This window comes from Photobacterium minamisatsumaniensis, assembly GCF_050336695.1.
In the GTDB taxonomy this organism is placed as follows: Bacteria; Pseudomonadota; Gammaproteobacteria; order Enterobacterales; family Vibrionaceae; genus Photobacterium; species Photobacterium minamisatsumaniensis.
Map to the genome: position 1 here is coordinate 1 of NZ_JAKJSI010000013.1, position 19,217 is coordinate 19,217.

General features: G+C 45.2%; 10 protein-coding genes, 1 tRNA gene, 3 rRNA genes and 1 riboswitch. Of the genes, 9 read left to right on the top strand and 5 right to left on the bottom strand.

Features of this window, described 5'->3' with window-relative positions:
* The 5 genes from L4D78_RS04925 to metA form a co-directional block, all read left to right on the top strand.
* Window positions 1–234, top strand: a 23S ribosomal RNA gene (locus L4D78_RS04925); the annotation flags it as partial.
* 118 nt (window positions 235–352) lie between these two features.
* Window positions 353–468: ribosomal RNA gene (gene rrf / locus L4D78_RS04930) — 5S ribosomal RNA — on the top strand.
* Between the two features lie 84 nt (window positions 469–552).
* Window positions 553–628: transfer RNA gene (locus L4D78_RS04935), tRNA-Thr, on the top strand.
* 8 nt (window positions 629–636) lie between these two features.
* Window positions 637–752 (top strand): 5S ribosomal RNA (rrf, locus tag L4D78_RS04940).
* A gap of 224 nt (window positions 753–976) precedes the next feature.
* Entirely contained in the window at window positions 977–1,918 is a 942-nt protein-coding gene (metA, locus tag L4D78_RS04945; RefSeq protein ID WP_428465907.1) for a homoserine O-succinyltransferase MetA, read from the top strand.
* A gap of 116 nt (window positions 1,919–2,034) precedes the next feature.
* On the opposite strand, the gene L4D78_RS04950 is transcribed toward metA, so the two are convergent.
* Window positions 2,035–3,318 carry a cation:proton antiporter gene (locus tag L4D78_RS04950; RefSeq protein WP_428465908.1) on the bottom strand — a complete coding sequence of 428 codons (1,284 nt, stop codon included), beginning with the start codon at window positions 3,316–3,318 and terminating at the stop codon, window positions 2,035–2,037.
* A gap of 195 nt (window positions 3,319–3,513) precedes the next feature.
* On the opposite strand from L4D78_RS04950, the gene metH reads away from it, so the two are divergent.
* Window positions 3,514–7,188 (top strand): methionine synthase, encoded by a 3,675-nt coding sequence (metH, locus tag L4D78_RS04955; protein ID WP_428465909.1) that lies wholly within the window; start codon window positions 3,514–3,516, stop codon window positions 7,186–7,188.
* Between the two features lie 75 nt (window positions 7,189–7,263).
* Here the strand turns inward: metH and lysC are convergent, their stop codons facing one another.
* Window positions 7,264–8,556, bottom strand: coding sequence for a lysine-sensitive aspartokinase 3 (lysC, locus tag L4D78_RS04960; RefSeq protein ID WP_428466078.1), 1,293 nt, complete (start codon window positions 8,554–8,556; stop codon window positions 7,264–7,266).
* Between the two features lie 200 nt (window positions 8,557–8,756).
* Window positions 8,757–8,942: riboswitch (Lysine riboswitch) on the bottom strand.
* 252 nt (window positions 8,943–9,194) lie between these two features.
* Between lysC and L4D78_RS04965 the strand changes: the two genes are divergently transcribed.
* Entirely contained in the window at window positions 9,195–10,313 is a 1,119-nt protein-coding gene (locus L4D78_RS04965; RefSeq protein WP_428465910.1) for a pyridoxal-phosphate-dependent aminotransferase family protein, read from the top strand.
* Window positions 10,314–10,370: 57 nt separating this feature from the next.
* On the opposite strand, the gene L4D78_RS04970 is transcribed toward L4D78_RS04965, so the two are convergent.
* Together L4D78_RS04970 and uvrA are read right to left on the bottom strand one after the other, a co-directional pair.
* On the bottom strand, window positions 10,371–12,116 hold the full coding sequence (locus L4D78_RS04970) for a PglL family O-oligosaccharyltransferase (protein WP_428465911.1): 1,746 nt from the start codon (window positions 12,114–12,116) through the stop codon (window positions 10,371–10,373).
* A 123-nt stretch (window positions 12,117–12,239) separates the two neighbouring features.
* Complete coding sequence (gene uvrA, locus L4D78_RS04975) at window positions 12,240–15,083, bottom strand: excinuclease ABC subunit UvrA (protein ID WP_428465912.1); 2,844 nt, start codon at window positions 15,081–15,083, stop codon at window positions 12,240–12,242.
* A gap of 271 nt (window positions 15,084–15,354) precedes the next feature.
* Here uvrA and L4D78_RS04980 point away from each other — a divergent pair, with 271 nt between their 5' ends.
* Window positions 15,355–15,924, top strand: a complete 570-nt coding sequence (locus tag L4D78_RS04980; protein WP_428465913.1) for a single-stranded DNA-binding protein — start codon at window positions 15,355–15,357, stop codon at window positions 15,922–15,924.
* 81 nt (window positions 15,925–16,005) lie between these two features.
* Here L4D78_RS04980 and L4D78_RS04985 read toward each other — a convergent pair whose 3' ends face one another.
* Window positions 16,006–16,890 carry a LysR family transcriptional regulator gene (locus L4D78_RS04985; protein ID WP_428465914.1) on the bottom strand — a complete coding sequence of 295 codons (885 nt, stop codon included), beginning with the start codon at window positions 16,888–16,890 and terminating at the stop codon, window positions 16,006–16,008.
* A gap of 321 nt (window positions 16,891–17,211) precedes the next feature.
* Between L4D78_RS04985 and csrD the strand changes: the two genes are divergently transcribed.
* On the top strand, window positions 17,212–19,134 hold the full coding sequence (gene csrD / locus L4D78_RS04990) for an RNase E specificity factor CsrD (protein ID WP_428465915.1): 1,923 nt from the start codon (window positions 17,212–17,214) through the stop codon (window positions 19,132–19,134).
* The last annotated feature ends 83 nt before the right edge of the window (window positions 19,135–19,217 follow it).

Consider the following 19,217-nt stretch of genomic DNA (forward strand, 5'->3'; position numbering starts at 1 on the left):
GTGGACGAACCTCTGGTGTTCGGGTTGTCACGCCAGTGGCATTGCCCGGTAGCTAAGTTCGGAATCGATAAGCGCTGAAAGCATCTAAGCGCGAAGCGAGCCCTGAGATGAGTCATCCCTGATACTTTAAGTATCCTAAAGGGTTGTTGGAGACTACGACGTAGATAGGTCAGGTGTGTAAGTGCTGCGAGGCATTGAGCTAACTGATACTAATTGCCCGTGAGGCTTAACCATACAACACCCAAGGGGTTTTTACGGACTCCACAAACGCTTGAATGTGAAGCGAGAACTAGTCAGATTTTCCCAGATTGCTTATTGACTGCCAGATGGCGGTGGATAAAAACAGAATTTGCTTGGCGGCCATAGCATTATGGACCCACCTGATCCCATGCCGAACTCAGTAGTGAAACGTAATAGCGCCGATGGTAGTGTGGGGTTTCCCCATGTGAGAGTAGGACATCGCCAGGCTTTAATTTAAGTTTTCATCTTTTTAAGATGAAAATAAGCAAATAAAGCGTAATAAGTAAGACTTTGTTTGTTATAAAGTTATTTGCTGGTATGGCTCAGTTGGTAGAGCGCACCCTTGGTAAGGGTGAGGTCCCCAGTTCGAATCTGGGTACTAGCACCATTAATTTTTTCAGCGACAATAGCACAATGGTACCACCTGATCCCATGCCGAACTCAGAAGTGAAACGTTGTTGCGCCGATGGTAGTGTGGGGTTTCCCCATGTGAGAGTAGGTCATTGCTGAATACCCTTTTAAAACCCAGCCTTCGGCTGGGTTTTTTCATTTCTGATGCATAAAATATTATGAATTATTTTCATGCTCTTGCCGTAAACCCCAATTCTTTTTATGTTCTTTTTCTTGCGTCATCCGACAAATTTCTATAATTTTATTTAGAAATCTGGACGTCTAAACATCTTGTTGTGTAAATAAGAATGGATCGTTCGGTGTAATGTTTAAGGAGTAAACTAAGATGCCGATTAAAATTCCTGACCAACTTCCAGCTACGGATATTCTGCGAAGTGAAAATATCTTTGTGATGTCAGAAGCTCGTGCTGCAAGTCAGGAAATTCGTCCATTGAAGGTTCTATTATTGAATTTAATGCCGAAGAAAATTGAGACAGAAACTCAGTTTCTACGTTTATTATCTAATAGCCCCTTACAGGTAGATGTTGAGCTATTGCGCATTGATAATCGGCCAACAAAAAATACACCAACAGAGCATCTAGATACTTTTTATCGACAGTTTGAGATGGTCAAAGACCGAAACTTCGATGGTCTTATTGTGACTGGAGCCCCACTAGGGCTTGTTCAATTTGAAGATGTACTGTATTGGGACGAAATCCAAACTATCATGAACTGGGCCAAACAGCATGTTACCTCAACCCTATTTGTTTGTTGGGCTGCCCAAGCTGGATTAAAGCTTCTTTACGACTTGCCCAAACGCACACGAAAGGAAAAGCTTTCTGGTGTGTATGGCCATCGTACTCATGATTGCCACCACCCTATTCTTAGGGGATTTGATGATACTTTCTTAGCTCCCCACTCGCGTTATGCAGACTTTTCTTCGGAGTTCTTAGCGGAGCATACAGATTTAGATATATTGGCGACGTCAGAACAAGCTGGGGTGTACCTAGCTGCAACCAAAGATAAGCGTAATGTGTTTGTGACTGGCCACCCTGAGTATGACGTTGAGACGTTACATAATGAATTTATAAGAGATCGTGCTGAAGGGATGGAGCCAACGGTTCCTGTTAATTATTATCCTGATGATAATCCAGATAAGCCACCGATGGCGAGCTGGCGCAGTCATGGACACCTGTTATTCTCAAACTGGCTAAATTATTGTGTGTACCAGCAGACACCGTATGATTTGAATCTGTTCTCTGAAGCGAATTTTACAAAAGAAGAATAGTGTTGATACTTTAATTGGTGTGATTAAATATAAAAAAGACCTGCACTGCAGGTCTTTTTTTAGGTATAGATAGTCATCAGATTGATAGACGTTGGTCGTCTCTAGATGGTTCGTCTTTAATTGTTATTTTGTGCTTCCCAGACTTTCGCTTTATGAATAAGTGACGTGATCGTTGAGCCTTGAATCAGAATAGAGAAGACAACGACAGAGTAGGTCATCACAAGGATAACTTCGCGAACATCAATATTCTTCTCAGGTATCACCATAACCCCAGCAGGTATTGCCATCGCCATTGCTAATGCAAGGCCACCACGTAAGCCTCCCCAAGTAAGAATCTTGACTGAAAGTGGGTTGTAGTCACGGTAGCGTTGGAAGCCTAAGTAAGACAGTTGGACACTTAAGAAGCGGCTGAATAGCACCAGCGGTATCGCAATGACCATTAATACCCAATCTTCTTGATGAAAACTGAATTGCAGCATACTCATACCGATCAGCAGGAACAATACGCCGTTTAGGAACTCATCGACTAGTTCCCAAAAGTGATCGAGATGGTCTTCACTTTCTTTCGAAAAGCCAATGTAGCGCGTCCAATTACCAATCATAATACCTGACACAACCATGGCTAATGGACCTGATACATGGATGACATCTGCGAACACGTAACCAGCAGTTGGGATTCCTAGAGTCAGAAGTAGCTCCATTGAGTGGTCATTGGTTGAACTGATTAAGTAGTGGAAAATAAGTCCAAGTGCGAAACCATAGGCGATACCTCCAATTGCTTCTTGCAAAAACAACTGAGTAACCCCTAAAACGGTTGGGGCTTCAGCACCAAAAGCAATGGTAAATAAGGTGACAAAGATGACTAAGCCAAAGCCATCATTAAATAACGACTCTCCCTCAATTTGCGTTGATATGCGTTTTGGTGCATCAAGGTTCTTAACGATTGCGAGCACTGCTATTGGATCGGTTGGGGAAATCAGGGAGCCAAAGAGTAAACAGTAAATTAAATCCAACTGGATACCAATGACCTGACAGATGCCCCATAGTGCGAACCCAATAAAGAACGTTGAAAATAATGTCGCTGCAAGCGCTAATGTAGTGATCTCCCATTTTTGATCTTCAAGGTGAGGCAATTTAATGCCTAACCCGCCAGCAAACAGTAAGAAACCAAGAATGCCTTTAAGCAGAAAGCTTTCAAAGTTGATCTCTCCGAGCTGTTCGGCAGCGATGTCTTCTAAGTGGAACCAACCATTTTGACCCGCAACGATAATGCCTAGGGAAAGAATCAACGCCCCAGCTGTAATTGCAATTGTGGTCTGCATTTTTCCTATCTTGCTGTTAATAAATGCAATAAACATTGCAGCAGCAGCTAGAAAGCATAGGGTGCTATAGACGGACATCCAAACCTCACAGGGTAATAAAAATAAAGCATGAAATTGTGTCAAAATATAAATGTATCGTGGTGTGATAGCTATAACTATTTTTACTCTCTTCCGTCATTATTTAATCAATGAAAAGAGCTTTAGACGTCTAGATTTCCATTTTTGCTATGGTAGGATGTGAATAAGCTGTAAAATTGAAAAGGAAGTAATGCGGTGTTGACGAACAAGGACTTATTACATAAGCGTATCGAAGAGCAAATCCTGATCATTGATGGTGGCATGGGCACCATGATCCAGGGTTATAAACTCGAAGAAGAAGATTATCGCGGCGATCGTTTTGCTAACTGGCATAGCGATTTAAAAGGCAACAATGATTTGTTGGTGCTGACGCAGCCTCAGTTGATTAAAGATATCCACTCTTCTTACTTAGAAGCTGGTGCTGACATCCTTGAAACGAATACTTTCAATGCCACGACCATCGCAATGGCCGATTATGACATGGAGAGTTTGAGTGCTGAAATCAACATTGAAGCTGCCCGTATAGCACGTGCTGTTGCTGATGAATGGACGGCAAAAACGCCGGATAAACCACGATTTGTTGCTGGCGTACTTGGACCAACGAACCGTACTTGTTCTATTTCGCCTGATGTGAATGATCCTGGTTTTCGTAATGTCAGTTTTGATGAACTGGTAGAAGCTTATTCGGAGTCAACACATGCCTTAATTAAAGGTGGCTCTGATATCATTCTGATTGAAACTATTTTCGATACCTTGAATGCAAAAGCCTGTGCGTTTGCCGTTGATACAGTGTTTGAAGAATTAGGTTACGCTTTACCAGTTATGATCTCTGGTACGATCACGGATGCTTCTGGGCGAACGTTATCAGGGCAAACAACGGAAGCCTTTTATAACTCTTTACGTCATGTAAATCCGATTTCATTTGGTTTGAACTGTGCACTTGGGCCTGATGAGCTACGCCAGTATGTTGAAGAGCTTTCACAGATTTCAGAATGTGCGGTATCGGCTCACCCTAATGCTGGTTTACCTAATGCATTTGGTGAATATGATCTTTCGCCTGAAGACATGGCAGAGCATATTCAAGAGTGGGCTGAAAGTGGCTTCTTGAATTTAGTCGGTGGCTGTTGTGGCACTACACCAGAACATATTCGTAAGATGGCAGAAGCTGTCTCTGAACTCCAACCTCGCCACCTGCCTACCTTACCAAAAGCTTGTCGCCTTTCTGGATTAGAACCACTAAAAATTGAAAAAGATACGCTATTCGTTAACGTTGGTGAGCGAACAAACGTAACCGGTTCTGCACGTTTTAAACGACTAATTAAAGAAGAGCTTTACGATGAAGCCCTAGATGTTGCCCGACAACAAGTTGAAAATGGCGCTCAAATCATTGATATCAACATGGATGAAGGAATGCTCGATGCAGAAGCCTGCATGGTACGTTTCCTGAATCTATGTGCTTCTGAGCCTGAAATATCGAAAGTCCCGATTATGGTCGACTCCTCGAAATGGGAAGTCATTGAAGCGGGCCTTAAATGTATTCAGGGCAAAGGGATCGTTAACTCTATCTCGCTAAAAGAAGGCAAAGAAAAGTTTGTAGAGCAAGCGAAACTTATTCGCCGTTATGGCGCAGCTGTTATTGTTATGGCTTTCGATGAAGTTGGGCAGGCTGACACTCGTGAGCGCAAAATAGAAATATGCACCAATGCTTATCGTATATTGGTAGATGAAGTTGGTTTCCCACCAGAAGATATTATCTTTGACCCGAATATTTTTGCTGTTGCAACGGGTATCGATGAACACAATAACTATGCCGTTGACTTTATTGAAGCAGTTGCTGATATCAAGCGTGATTTACCGCATGCAATGATTTCTGGGGGCGTCTCGAATGTTTCTTTTTCATTCCGAGGCAATAACTATGTACGCGAAGCGATCCACGCTGTTTTCCTTTACCACTGCTTTAAACATGGTATGGATATGGGGATCGTCAACGCAGGCCAGCTGGAAGTTTACGACAATGTGCCCGATAAGCTGCGTGAGGCGGTTGAAGATGTTGTACTGAATCGCCGTGATGATTCAACAGAACGCTTATTGGACATTGCTGCTGAATATGCCAATAAAGGTGTCGGAAAAGAAGAAGATGCTTCCGCGCTAGAATGGCGTACATGGCCTGTTGAAAAGCGGTTAGAACATGCGTTGGTTAAAGGTATTACTGAATTCATCGTTGAAGATACCGAAGAGGCCAGACTTAATGCTGAAAAACCACTAGAGGTCATTGAAGGGCCTCTGATGGATGGCATGAATGTGGTGGGTGACCTGTTTGGCGAAGGTAAAATGTTCTTGCCGCAAGTCGTTAAATCTGCGCGGGTTATGAAGCAAGCGGTGGGGCACTTAGAGCCCTTTATCGATGCCGCTAAGCAAGCTGGCTATACCAACGGTAAGATACTACTCGCTACTGTAAAAGGCGATGTTCATGACATCGGTAAAAATATTGTAGGGGTTGTATTGCAGTGTAATAACTACGAGATCATTGATCTTGGCGTTATGGTTTCGTGTGAAAAAATTCTTAAAGTCGCCAAAGAAGAAAACGTCGATATTATTGGTTTATCGGGATTGATCACGCCGTCACTCGATGAAATGGTCCATGTAGCCAAAGAAATGGAACGCCAAGGTTTTGAATTACCATTACTTATTGGTGGTGCGACAACGTCAAAAGCCCATACTGCGGTTAAGATTGAGCAAAATTACCATCAGCCTGTGGTTTACGTAAATAATGCCTCCCGTGCAGTAGGGGTATGTAGTTCATTGCTGTCAGATGAGCGACGCCCTGCGTTTGTTGAAAAGCTTGCGATTGATTATGACCGTGTTCGCGAGCAACATAGCCGTAAGAAGCCTCGAACTAAACCTGTCACCTTAGCGCAAGCGCGAGAAAATAAAGTCGCGATTGATTGGGATAGTTATACCCCGCCAGCACCTGCTAAACCGGGTGTACATGTGTTTGATGATTTTGATGTTGCGACACTACGACGTTATATCGATTGGACCCCATTCTTTATGACTTGGTCATTAATGGGTAAATATCCGGCTATATTCCAACATGAAGAAGTAGGTGAAGAAGCACAGCGCCTTTTTAAGGATGCGAATGTATTGCTTGATCGTGTTGAAAAAGAAGGATTGCTAAAAGCTCGAGGTATGTGTGCTTTGCTACCTGCGAGTAGCGTTGGCGATGACATTGAAGTTTATACTGACGAATCTCGTACTCAAGTTGCAAAGGTCTTATATAACTTACGTCAACAGACCGAGAAACCGAAAGGTTATAACTACTGCTTATCTGATTATATTGCCCCGAAAGAAAGTGGTAAGAAAGATTGGGTAGGGGCGTTTGCGGTGACGGGCGGCATTGGTGAGCGAAAGCTTGCTGATGAGTATAAAGCGCAGGGTGATGATTATAATGCCATCATGATCCAAGCGGTTGCCGACCGTCTTGCCGAGGCTTTTGCCGAATATTTGCATGAGCAAGTACGTAAAGATATTTGGGGCTATGCGGCTGATGAGAACCTTTCTAATGATGATTTGATCAGAGAGAAGTATCAGGGGATCCGTCCAGCACCGGGCTACCCAGCTTGTCCTGAACATACGGAGAAAGGCAGCCTTTGGGAGCTGTTGAATGTCGAAGAAACCATTGATATGTCTTTAACGTCTAGCTACGCAATGTGGCCAGGTGCATCGGTTTCCGGTTGGTATTTCTCACACCCCGATTCACGGTATTTTGCGATCGCTCAGATCCAAGACGATCAGCGTGATAGCTATGCTGATCGTAAAGGCTGGGACTTGTTGGAAGCTGAAAAGTGGCTTGGGCCAAACTTGCAGTGATAAAGCGGGTACATGTATATGAGAAAGGCGCTCTTTGAGCGCCTTTTTTGTATTGTAAGTATCTGAGCTTTATCGTTATTCGAAGAGCTCTTTGTGCAGTACCTTAATCACATCTTTTGAGTCGCTCGTCTTAACGAGGAAGCAAAGATTGTGTGGGCTTGCGCCATAGCAAATCATACGTAGATTATAATCTTCGAGGGTGTTAAACACTTGCTTAGCTGAGCCTTTAGTTGAGCTCATCTGGTTACCAATAAGTGCGACAAGGCAAAGGTCTTGTTCGACTTCAACACGACATAATTGACTAAGGGCTTCAATCGCTGCGTCGGGTAAACTTGGTGCGCCACCACTGGTATCGGTTTGATCGAGTGTTAAAGAAACACTGACTTCAGAGGTCGTGATCAGATCGACGGATATTTTGTGTTCAGCCAGTATGCGGAATACTTCAGCGAGGAAACCATAGGCGTGAAACATATTTAGGCTGGTTAAGGTGACCATCGTTTGATTGCAACGTAGGGCTAGAGCTCTAAATAATGGCGCTTCTGAAACACTTTCTCTTATCCAAGTTCCACCTTGCTCTGGTGCTTTTGATGATCCAATAAAGACGGGGATCTGCTGGCGAACTGCGGGCAGTAATGTTGATGGGTGGAGGATTTTCGCCCCAAAATTCGCCATTTCAGAGGCTTCGCTGAAACTGATTTCTTGAATTGGCTTTGCATTGGCAGCAATACGTGGATCTGTGCTGTACATGCCCGGTACATCGGTCCAGATCTCAAGAGTATCAGCACGTAACGCTTCTGCGATAAGGGCGGCACTGTAATCACTGCCACCACGACCAAGTGTCGTGGTGTTACCTTGCGCGTCGGATCCGATGAAGCCTTGGGAGACGATGACAGTGTCAGCGAGTAAAGGTTGTAGTTGGGTCTCAGCCTGTTGCTGAATTGTTTCTATGTCAGGGATCGCTTTACCGAACTGGCTATCGGTTCGCATGACTGGGCGAATGTCGAAACGCTGTGCGTTAGCACCCATTTCGGTCAGTATTTGGCTAAATAAGTGAGTTGAAAGTAGCTCACCGTGTGACACCAGTTGATCCGTTAACGCTTTAGAAGGCTTGGTAGCCGCTTGTTCAGCCAGAGCAGCAACATTATCCAGTAACATTGCGATTTCGGCAGAGACTTTGTCGGGTTGTGACAGGTTACTGATAATAGTTTGATGAGTGACTTGAAGTTGCTGTAGCCGTTGTAAGCGTTGTTCGCTATCTGCAATTCCATTTGCGAGTTCAACCAAAAGGTTGGTGACGCCAGAGCACGCACTGATCAAAACAACCCGGGCTGCAGGGTTATTTTTGACAATGGCTGCACTACGGCTCATGGCGGCATGATCGGCTACGCTGGTGCCGCCAAATTTCGCTACAGTAATGGGTGGAGGAATAGGTGTAACATTATCTATGATGCTCAAAGCGAGTCTCCCAGTTTAAAATTATAAAAACCAATACAGGGGAATGACTCGGGATGTAGATCCCGACGACCATGTCAGGAGAGCAATAAGGTAGGATTGCACACGTATGCACAATAACCAGAAGCTCCCCACTCTTTTATTCAATATAAAAAAGTGACAGCTAGAAGGATTCAACCTTCTTAGCCGATATGGCATGCCCCCTGTCATGTCATATCTCGGCGCTACTCCCCCTCTCTAGATTGCTTCGGGGTGGGGCCCCGCAACCGTAGATACCTGGGTAACGCTCCTCTTCTGTTTTTACCTTGATGATATTCTCACATCAAGGTGAACAAAAAACGATCTCCATTGAAGCGGATTTGTTATTACCTTGTCAATTGTTGCTTGAAAAAATATGTAAAAAAAATGAAAGAAATTGTATAGTTGAATAAGTAAAGCGGGGTTGGTTGAATTATAAACGCTATAAGCATAACCAAGAGAGACCTGATATAGTCGTTGAGTACCTTACAACAATAGGCCGATGCCAACTTAGTTACTATCAGGGAGAATAAAGAATGACAATAGGTAGTTTTTATCCACCGCAGCGCACTTTAATGGGACCAGGCCCATCTGATATTTACCCTCAGGTTTTGCAGGCGCTAAGCCGTCCAACGATTGGGCACCTTGACCCATTGTTTATTGGCATGATGGATGAACTTAAACAGTTGCTTCAGTATGCTTTCCAAACTGAGAATACATTTACTATTGCGGTATCTGCGCCGGGTAGTGCAGGCATGGAAGCATGCTTTGTTAACTTGGTTGAGCCTGGCGATAAAGTGATTGTCTGCCGTAATGGTGTGTTTGGCGACCGCATGCGAGAAAACGTTGAGCGTTGTGGCGGCGTGGCTGTCATGGTTGATTGTGCATGGGGTGAAGCTGTATCGCCAGCGTTGGTCGAGAAGACCTTGAAAGAGCATGCTGATGCCAAGGTTGTTGCCTTTGTTCATGCAGAAACCTCTACGGGGGCACTCAGTGATGCAGAGGCGATTGCTAAAATTGCCCGGCAGTATGATTGCCTGACGATTGTGGATGCGGTGACATCGCTTGGTGGTGTGCCACTATTGGTGGACGAATGGCAGCTCGATGCCGTGTATTCTGGCAGCCAGAAATGTTTATCGTGTGTGCCGGGCCTATCGCCATTAACCTTTTCGGAACGAGCGGTTGAAAAGATTCAAAGCCGTACGACCCCTGTGCAAAGTTGGTTCTTAGATCAAAGCTTGGTATTAGGCTACTGGAGTGGTGAAGGTAAGCGTAGTTATCACCATACAGCACCAGTAAATAGCTTATATGCACTGCATGAAGCATTGGTGTTGTTAAAGAATGAAGGGTTGGAAAATGCTTGGCAGCGCCATAAAGATGCCCACCTTGAATTACGTGAAGGGCTAGAGAAGCTTGGAATTGAATTCGTGGTTAATGAAGCTGACCGCCTACCGCAATTGAATGCGATATATATCCCACAGGGCGTTGATGATGCCTTGGTCAGAAAAAACCTCCTAGAACGTTACAATCTAGAAATTGGCGCTGGTTTAGGTGCCCTTGCTGGCAAGGCGTGGCGTATTGGCTTGATGGGGTATGCTGCAAGAAGTGAAAATGTGGCTCTCTGTTTACGTGCTCTAGAAACGACATTGAAATAAGCATGATCAAAATAAAAACGGCTACCTTCGGGTAGCCGTTTTTGTTTATATTTTTAGTTATTCACTCGTCGGGCTTGCTGCCGATTTAGGAGCCACTTCTGGTAAATCGAATGATCTTCCAGGAAATAAATAAAGCGCTTCTTGTTGGATCTGCGTTGCAAGATTCAACTGATCAAGATGAACATATGCTGCGATTAAGTTGGTATAAAGGGCTGGGCGAGGCCACAGTTTGGCTTTATTCTGCGCCCAATGAATATATTCATTGATCAGCTCTGGATTATTGGTTGCGGCCCCAAGTTGTAACTGCGTTAAATGTAAATTCCATTCGAAACGGTTCTGCCAAGCCCAAGGGTTATTGACGCCCATAAGGTAATCAATATTCACAGGCTGGGTGGTTTCATATTTTGTTAGCAGGTAGCCCGAATACAGCGTTGTTGTCATATAGCTGGTAACAATGAGAGGCAGTAAGATTACGGCTGTTTTTATCGAGGCTACATAATGCAGCTTAAGCTTATGGTACTTTGCGGTTAGGTTATCGACCCAATAAATAAGGATGATAAAAATAACCCAGTGCACTAGTGAGTGATAGAACGGGTACTCAAGTTGTGAGTGTAGGGTGATAGGGAAAAACAATCCTATCAACGCTAACTGCGTACCATCGCGGGCTTTTTTGACTTTAAAAAAGACAGCCGTCGCTGCTATCAGTAATGCAATAAGAGGAATGATCCCCCCTTCGGCAGCCCAATAGGCTAATTCATTGTGCGGGTGGTCCAGTGATGCCATCCCATAAGGACGCTCAGGGTTTTCATCATGCCATTGGGCTGTTTGAACGATATAACCGACTTCAAACTTCCCATAGCCATAACCTGTTAGAGGTTTGTTGAAGAACATCTCTACAGCTTGGGGGATATGCATGGCACGGGGGCTGACTAAACTGAGGCGCTCTTCTTTTGGCTCCCAGCCCGTTGATGAATTAATGTTCCATGACACACTTAGGCCTAAGGCGATCATTAATAACCACATTCGGCATTGGGCTTTTGCTGCAAAGCGATGTAGGTATGGCAATATTAATACTGTGCCGACGGCGGCACTCAGCCAACCGGTTCGCGAACTGAGAACGACGAGAATCGGTAATATGACGACAGGGGTGAGTAATAAGATCAATTGTTGCCATGACCACTTTCCTCGATACATCGGGATACGCGCTAATAAATAGGCGGATAAAATTAACCCTGTTGCAAGGAAGCTCGCCATTACATTTGGCTGTTGGAAAATACCATAAGGGCGGTTAGCAAGGGTGTCGTAACCAATTGGATTACCGGGCTCAAGCAGAAAGAACTGTACCCAGCCAAAGAGGGCTTCAATCCAAACGCTAAGCAATATCAGCCAAAGTAAACGCTGGCGCTGTTTTTGGGTAAAGGCAAATTGCTGTAATCCTACAAAGAAGAGGAAACCTGCCCATATCCCTAAGATCCGAGGGGTGCTTTCGGCAACGGCGGCATTGGGGTAGAACAAAGGAAAACTGAGCATTAAACAGCAGACAAAAAGCACTAAGGTCAGGCGAGAGTATCGCCATATACGTTGTCGGCAGATTTCGAGTAACCCAAACGCAATAGCAAAACTAAAAGGAATCCAGCTCGCGGCATTAAAAGAGAGTTCTAATCCGGCCCCCCCTGGATTGTGTTGGAAGTAGTGCATCGCAAGTAAAAACAGACACCCCATGGAAATCAAAAAGGGTTTGATCATCGGTTTACTGATCCTCTGCTCGGCTAACTTGGTGCCTTGTACTTGTAACACTGTCATGGTGGTTCCAATCGATATCGCGAGAATTAAAATGTAAACCGGGCTTCATTGCCCGGCTTACAACGTATTACCAATCTGTATGGATGTGACTCATTTGATTGGTATTTGATGGCTCTCTGCTGACTATTCTACTGGGACGAGAGCAGGTAGCAAAGGTTTCAAGAATCGCGCGGTATGAGATCCTTCAACCAGAGCGACTTGCTCTGGAGTACCCGTCGCAATAATTTCACCACCGCCGTAGCCACCTTCTGGGCCTAAATCGATGACCCAGTCTGCGGTTTTAACCACATCGAGATTATGTTCGATAACAACAATGGTATTGCCATGGTCACGTAAGCGATGTAATACCGTCAACAATTGTTGGATATCATGGAAGTGCAACCCTGTCGTTGGCTCATCCAAAATATACAGGGTTTGCCCTGTATCTCTTTTGGATAGCTCACGAGCAAGCTTAACCCGTTGGGCTTCACCACCGGATAAGGTCGTTGCTGCCTGGCCTAGGCGGATATACGATAAACCGACATCGACTAATGTTTGGAGTTTTCTTGCAATAGCTGGAACTGCATCAAAAAATTCGCGTGCATCTTCAACCGTTAACTCGAGCACTTCATCAATGGTTTTACCCTTATAGCGAACCTCCAGTGTTTCTCGATTGTAGCGTTTCCCTTTACAGGCATCACACGGCACGTAGACATCAGGAAGGAAGTGCATTTCCACTTTTATTACGCCATCACCCTGGCAGGCTTCACAGCGTCCACCTTTCACATTAAAGCTGAATCTCCCTGGCTTATAACCACGCGAACGAGATTCCTGTGTGCCTGCGAATAGCTCACGGATAGGCGTGAAAATGCCAGTATAAGTGGCAGGGTTGGAACGTGGCGTTCGACCTATTGGGCTTTGGTCGATATCAATGACTTTATCGCAATGTTCTAAATCTTGAATTTCTCGATAAGGAGCCGCATCGCCAGACGTTGCGCCATTAAGCTGGTGGTGGGCGATTTTGAAAAAGGTATCATTAATCAGTGTTGATTTGCCTGAACCAGACACACCAGTAATACAGGTCAGTAGCCCTACCGGAATTTCCGCATCAACATTTTTCAGGTTATTGCCAGTTGCACCCAGTAATTTGACGGTTTTTTCTGGATTAAAAGCGACCCGTTGAGCAGGGACTTCAATCGCCATTTTACCGCTCAAGTATTGGCCGGTCAGCGATGCTTCTGAGGCGAGAATGTCTTCAAGCTGACCTTCTGCAATGATGCTACCACCATGAACACCTGCACCTGGGCCGATATCAATAACATGATCTGCGGTACGAATGGCATCTTCATCATGCTCAACCACGATAACGGTATTACCAAGGTCCCGCAAATGGGTCAGGGTTTTGAGTAGGCGTTCATTATCACGCTGGTGGAGACCAATCGAGGGTTCATCCAGTACATACATGACACCGACTAGCCCTGCACCTATTTGGCTTGCCAGTCGTATCCGTTGCGCTTCCCCTCCCGACAAGGTGTCAGCACTGCGTGATAAGTTGAGGTAGTTAAGACCCACATTAACCAAGAAATTTAAACGGTCACCAATTTCCTTGAGGATCTTTTCTGCAATTTGGGCTTTTTGCCCGCTCAGGTTTAATTGACCGAAGAAGTCCAGTGCTTCGCTAATGCTCATTTCACTGACATGCGGCAAGGTGGTATCGGCAATAAATACATTACGTGCTTCAAGGCGTAAGCGTGAGCCGTCACAGCTAGAGCAGGGCTTTTTTGACACAAATTTAGAGAGGTCTTCTCGCACAGAGTTAGATTCTGTTTCGCGATAACGGCGCTCCATATTGTTCAGGATGCCTTCAAATGGATGGCGACGTACTGTGATGTCACCACGGTCATTAATATATTTGAATTCTATCTCAGTCTTGCCTGAACCACTGAGGATCACGGTTTGTATTTTTTTCGATAGTTCATCAAACGGTGCTTCGACGTCAAAATCATAGTGTTCGGCTAATGACTTTAGCATTTGGAAATAATAGAAGTTACGTTTGTCCCAGCCCCGAATCGCCCCGCCAGAAAGGCTTAGCTCGCCATTTTGTACAACGCGAGCGGGATCGAAAAATTGCTGTACCCCTAAACCATCACACGTACCACATGCACCAGCAGGGTTATTGAACGAGAATAAGCGAGGCTCAAGCTCTTGCATGCTGTAACCACAATGCGGGCAAGCAAAGTTGGCTGAAAAGACAATTTCTTCACCGTCTTCGCCCGACATTGGGCTAATGACAACGGTGCCTCCCGATAGCTCAAGTGCGGTCTCGAAAGATTCTGCAAGGCGTTGTTGAAGATCGTCTCGCACCTTGAAGCGATCGACTACTACTTCAATTGTATGTTTCTTATGGAGCTCAAGCGTTGGAGGATCGGAAAGATCGCACACTTCGCCATCAATTCTGGCGCGAATATAGCCTTGAGCCGCTAAATTAGCCAATGTCTTAACGTGCTCCCCTTTACGTTCTTTCACGATAGGGGCCAGCAGCATCATCTTGCTACCCTCTGGTAACGCCAGCACGTTGTCCACCATTTGGCTTACCGTTTGGGCGGCGAGTTCAACATGGTGGGTCGGGCAGCGTGGCTCACCTACTCGAGCATATAGCAAGCGTAGGTAATCGTAGACTTCAGTGATGGTGCCTACCGTCGAACGAGGGTTGTGTGACGTTGACTTTTGCTCGATAGAAATGGCAGGAGATAAACCTTCAATATGGTCAACATCAGGCTTTTCCATAAGAGATAAGAACTGACGAGCGTAGGCCGATAACGACTCCACATAGCGACGTTGCCCTTCGGCATAGAGGGTATCAAAAGCTAATGACGATTTACCTGAGCCAGATAAGCCTGTGATCACGATTAGCTGGTCCCGTGGCAGCGTAAGAGAAACGTTTTTGAGGTTGTGGGTTCGGGCGCCCCTGACTTCAATTTTATCCATATTCTATGAGCTTTATTGACTGACTGATGAGTTTTGCATTATTGCATAGCCGCAGAGGGCATGAAAGAACAGGCTGTATAAAGATACAGTGAACTGTATACATTTTATGCGAAGCCTATATACTAGGCAGCCGCTATATTTGCGTCAGATAACACAGCTTCAACTCTGTTCCCGATGGGGGGAAGCATGATAGACTGCGCGATTAAGTATAAACTTTGAATAGCGACCGCTGAGATAATTTCAGGGTCGGTTATGAGATCTGGAGTGAACTATGGCCAGTCGTGGCGTAAATAAAGTTATCCTTGTTGGTAACTTAGGTAATGACCCGGAAATCCGTTACATGCCAAGTGGTGGTGCAGTAGCAAATATTACCATTGCTACCTCTGAGTCATGGCGCGATAAGAACACCGGCGAGCAACGTGAAAAAACAGAATGGCACCGAGTTGCTCTGTTTGGCAAGCTTGCAGAAGTTGCTGGTGAGTATCTGCGTAAGGGTTCTCAGGTTTACATTGAAGGTCAACTACAGACCCGTAAGTGGCAAGATCAGAGCGGCCAAGACCGTTACACCACAGAAGTTGTGGTTCAGGGCTTTAACGGCGTAATGCAAATGCTAGGCGGTCGTCAGGGCGGCGGTCAAGGTATGGGCGCACCTATGGGTGGCGGTCAGCAGCAGCAACAACAAGGTGGTTGGGGTCAGCCTCAGCAACCAGCAGCTGCGCCACAGCAAAACTTCGCACCACAGCAGCAAAAGCAACAGGCTCCTCAGCAGCAGGCACCACAGCAGCCTCAGCAGCAGTACAATGAGCCACCAATGGACTTCGATGACGACATTCCGTTCTAATCGAAAGATGACTGGTTAAGTAGATTTGAAAAAGCAGCGTATATCGCTGCTTTTTCTTTATCTGCTATATCACTTTTTAGACTAGCGAGCTGGATTGGCTTTAGCCTTTATGAAGTCAATAAAGAGTTTGGTTTTTACATGGTTGTAATCAAGCTTCGGGTAATAGGCGTAAGCGGAGTTGATAGGCTGTTTTAGCTCTGGTAATACCGGCACTAACAACCCTTTGCTGAGCTCCCGTTTAACGGTGTTCCCACCCGCAAGAATGATCCCCATCCCAGAGACCGCAGCAGCCACCAGTGCTTCTGGATTTTGGGTGGTGAAGTTGCCTTTTAGTCTCAGGCGTAAATTATTTTCAAAGGTATGCTCTTGCTCATGGCCATGCGTACCAAACAGTAGGCAATTATGCTCGGCTAACTGCTCGGGTGTTTCAATGAGCTGCTTTCCTTCAAGGTAGCTTGGCGCAGCATAAAAACCATGCTGGAAGGTAAAAAGCCGGGTAGCGATATAGCTGGATGAGTTGAAATCTGTCAGTTCTTTACTGATGAAGACATCGAGATTGAGATCGGGTAATTGACCCGGCGTAATTGTATGCAACTCAACCTGAATTTTTGGGTAGGTCTCAAGAAACTCAGCAAGGTAGTTAACTAACAAACGGCTTCCTGTTGCTAAAGGCGCACCGATGCGTAGCACACCACTGACTTCACCGTAGGTCGAGGTAGTTTCGGCGAGCATTTGATGCCAATCTTCCAACAAACGAGCACTTCGTTGATAAAACAACTTGCCAGCATCAGTCATGGTGAGGCTTCGAGTTGTTCGTTTGAGCAACTGTACGCCGAGCTGCTTTTCAAGCCAGGAAAGGCGCTTGGAAAGGGCTGAGCTTGACGTATTGAGCTTATTAGCCGCTTGGGCTAACGAGCCTTGTTCGACAACAGTGACAAAACTTGTTGTGCAGGTGATCCAATCCATATTCGTTTGCTTACCTACTGTTAGATATAAGCCTATTGCCGTGATACCAGAATGGTGGTGTGAGCAAAAAAGTGCAAATCATTGAGATAAATAATTAATTTGTTTTTTATCATACCAAAAAATAACCGTTATCAATGGCTCTTCCTCATATCTTGATTGGCTTTCTATGTGATAGTTAACGTTAGCTGTTAACAAAATGCTAATATTGTCGACTTAAACACTGACAACTATATAAATTGAGTGGTATTTTGCTGTTAGTACTCGCGACAGGCACACCCTGCAGCCTAACAAAATCAACACCTTTTAAATGACTGGTCTTTTATGAGAAAAGCTTCGGGAATGAAGCTTACCAACCGTTTGGTAGCCTTCGTTACACTTATCGTTATTTGTGCCATTTTCGTTGTTTTTATCGGCGGGGCATTCAGTTTCCGTAAATTGGGACAAGATTACCAGACTCACCACCTTGACGGAGTGGTGGGGGTGATTGATCAAGAGCTAGCTGATCCGCAAGGCTCTCAATCATTATCCCGGTGGCTGCCTAAGTTATTACAAGCCAGCAATGTGGTTGAGCTAGAGGTTGGCAGTAACGCTGGTGTGGTGTATGACTTTAAAGGATTACAGCCGATCACCGATCGCTCTATTTTGCATAGCAGGCGTTATGATTTAGACCATAACCCGGGCTTCTATGTCACTTTAAAATCTATCCCCCCTTATACCGAGTTGACGTATTCCATTGGGGCGATGTCCTCTATTAGTTTGGCAATCGCGATCATTATCCTCGGTTTGGTTTGGGGAGTGGAGTGGCTGAGGCGACAGCTTTATGGATCGGAATTATTGGAACATCGGGGAAGGATGATCCTGGCTGGAAAGGTGGATGACAACGCCGTTGGTGATGAGAAAGAGTGGCCAGCAACCGCAAGCTTAGCGCTCGATAAAATGATCATGGAATTGAAAGATGCCCGCCAGGAGCGAAGCCGTTTTGATACCTTCATTCGTACTCACACTTTTCTCGATCAATTAACCGGTGCGGCAAACCGTGTGCTGTTTGATAGCCGTTTGCAGTCGATGCTGCAAGATCAGGAAACACACGGTGCAGTGGTGCTTATTCGCATTACTGACTGGGAAGAATTACTGGCAGAGAAAGGTAAAGAAGAAGCTGATGAGCTGATCCAAGACGTCGGGGTGATCATTTCTAACCTGATCCAACGCTATCCAGATACGGTGCTATCCCGTTACTTCGATGCAGAATTCGCCATTTTACTTTCTCAGCAATCAACGAAAGAAGTGAAGCAATTTACCAACTTATTGATGAACGCTTTAGACCGCTTGATCCCTTCAGCTCCCTTGGAAGCGGATAACTGGTGTCATATTGGCGTTACTTTTTGTGCCAGCGGTGAGCGCCGTGGCAGAGTGATGGATGAAGCGGATATGGCATTACGTAGTGCCCAGCTTCAGGGGGCTAACAGTTGGTATGCCTTTAAGAAAGATCAGCAATATGAAGATGCTCGCGGCAGTGTTCGCTGGCGCACATTGTTAGATGCCATTTTCAGTAGTGGTGGCCCGATCCTTTATCAACAACCGACCATGACGCTTGATGGTGACATATTGCACCGTGAGTTACTGGCGAGAATAAGAGATGAAAACGGTGTGCTGATTAAAGCCTCCCGTTTTCTAACGGCTGTTGAGCAAGTTGGCTTCAGTGCCAGAATGGACAAGCTAGTTATAGCCAAGGCATTGAAAATACTGAAAGAGAAGCCAGTTGAAGATGCAATTTCGGTGAATGTGAGTGTTGGTGCTTTACTCGAAAAAAGCTTCGTTAAGTGGTTGCGTGATGAGCTATTACAAACCCCACGAACAGTACTGAACCGACTGTCGTTTGAAGTGGCAGAAGGTGGGTTAGTGAAGCACCTTGATGCCATGCGTCCAGTCGCGAGAATGCTGGTGGGGCTTGGTTGTAAACTGGTGGTAGATCAGGCGGGTAGAACCATTGTTAGCACGCACTACATTAAAGATATTAAGGTTGATTATATCAAGTTGCACCGAAGCTTAGTGCGCGAAATTAACCTGCGACAGGAAAACCAATTATTTGTCAGGAGTATGCTGGGAGCTTGCGCTGACTCGAATGCCCAAGTGATTGCTGTGGGTGTTGAAAATGAAAAAGAGTGGCAGGTATTGCAGCAGCTTGGCGTTAAAGGTGGGCAAGGGCGCTATTTTTCGGCAGAAATATCAATGAGTAATCGATAATCAATAACTTAACTTGGTTGTGGAATATATCTAAACTTACAAAATAACATCAATAAAATGCTACTCCATTATTAAAATCTCAT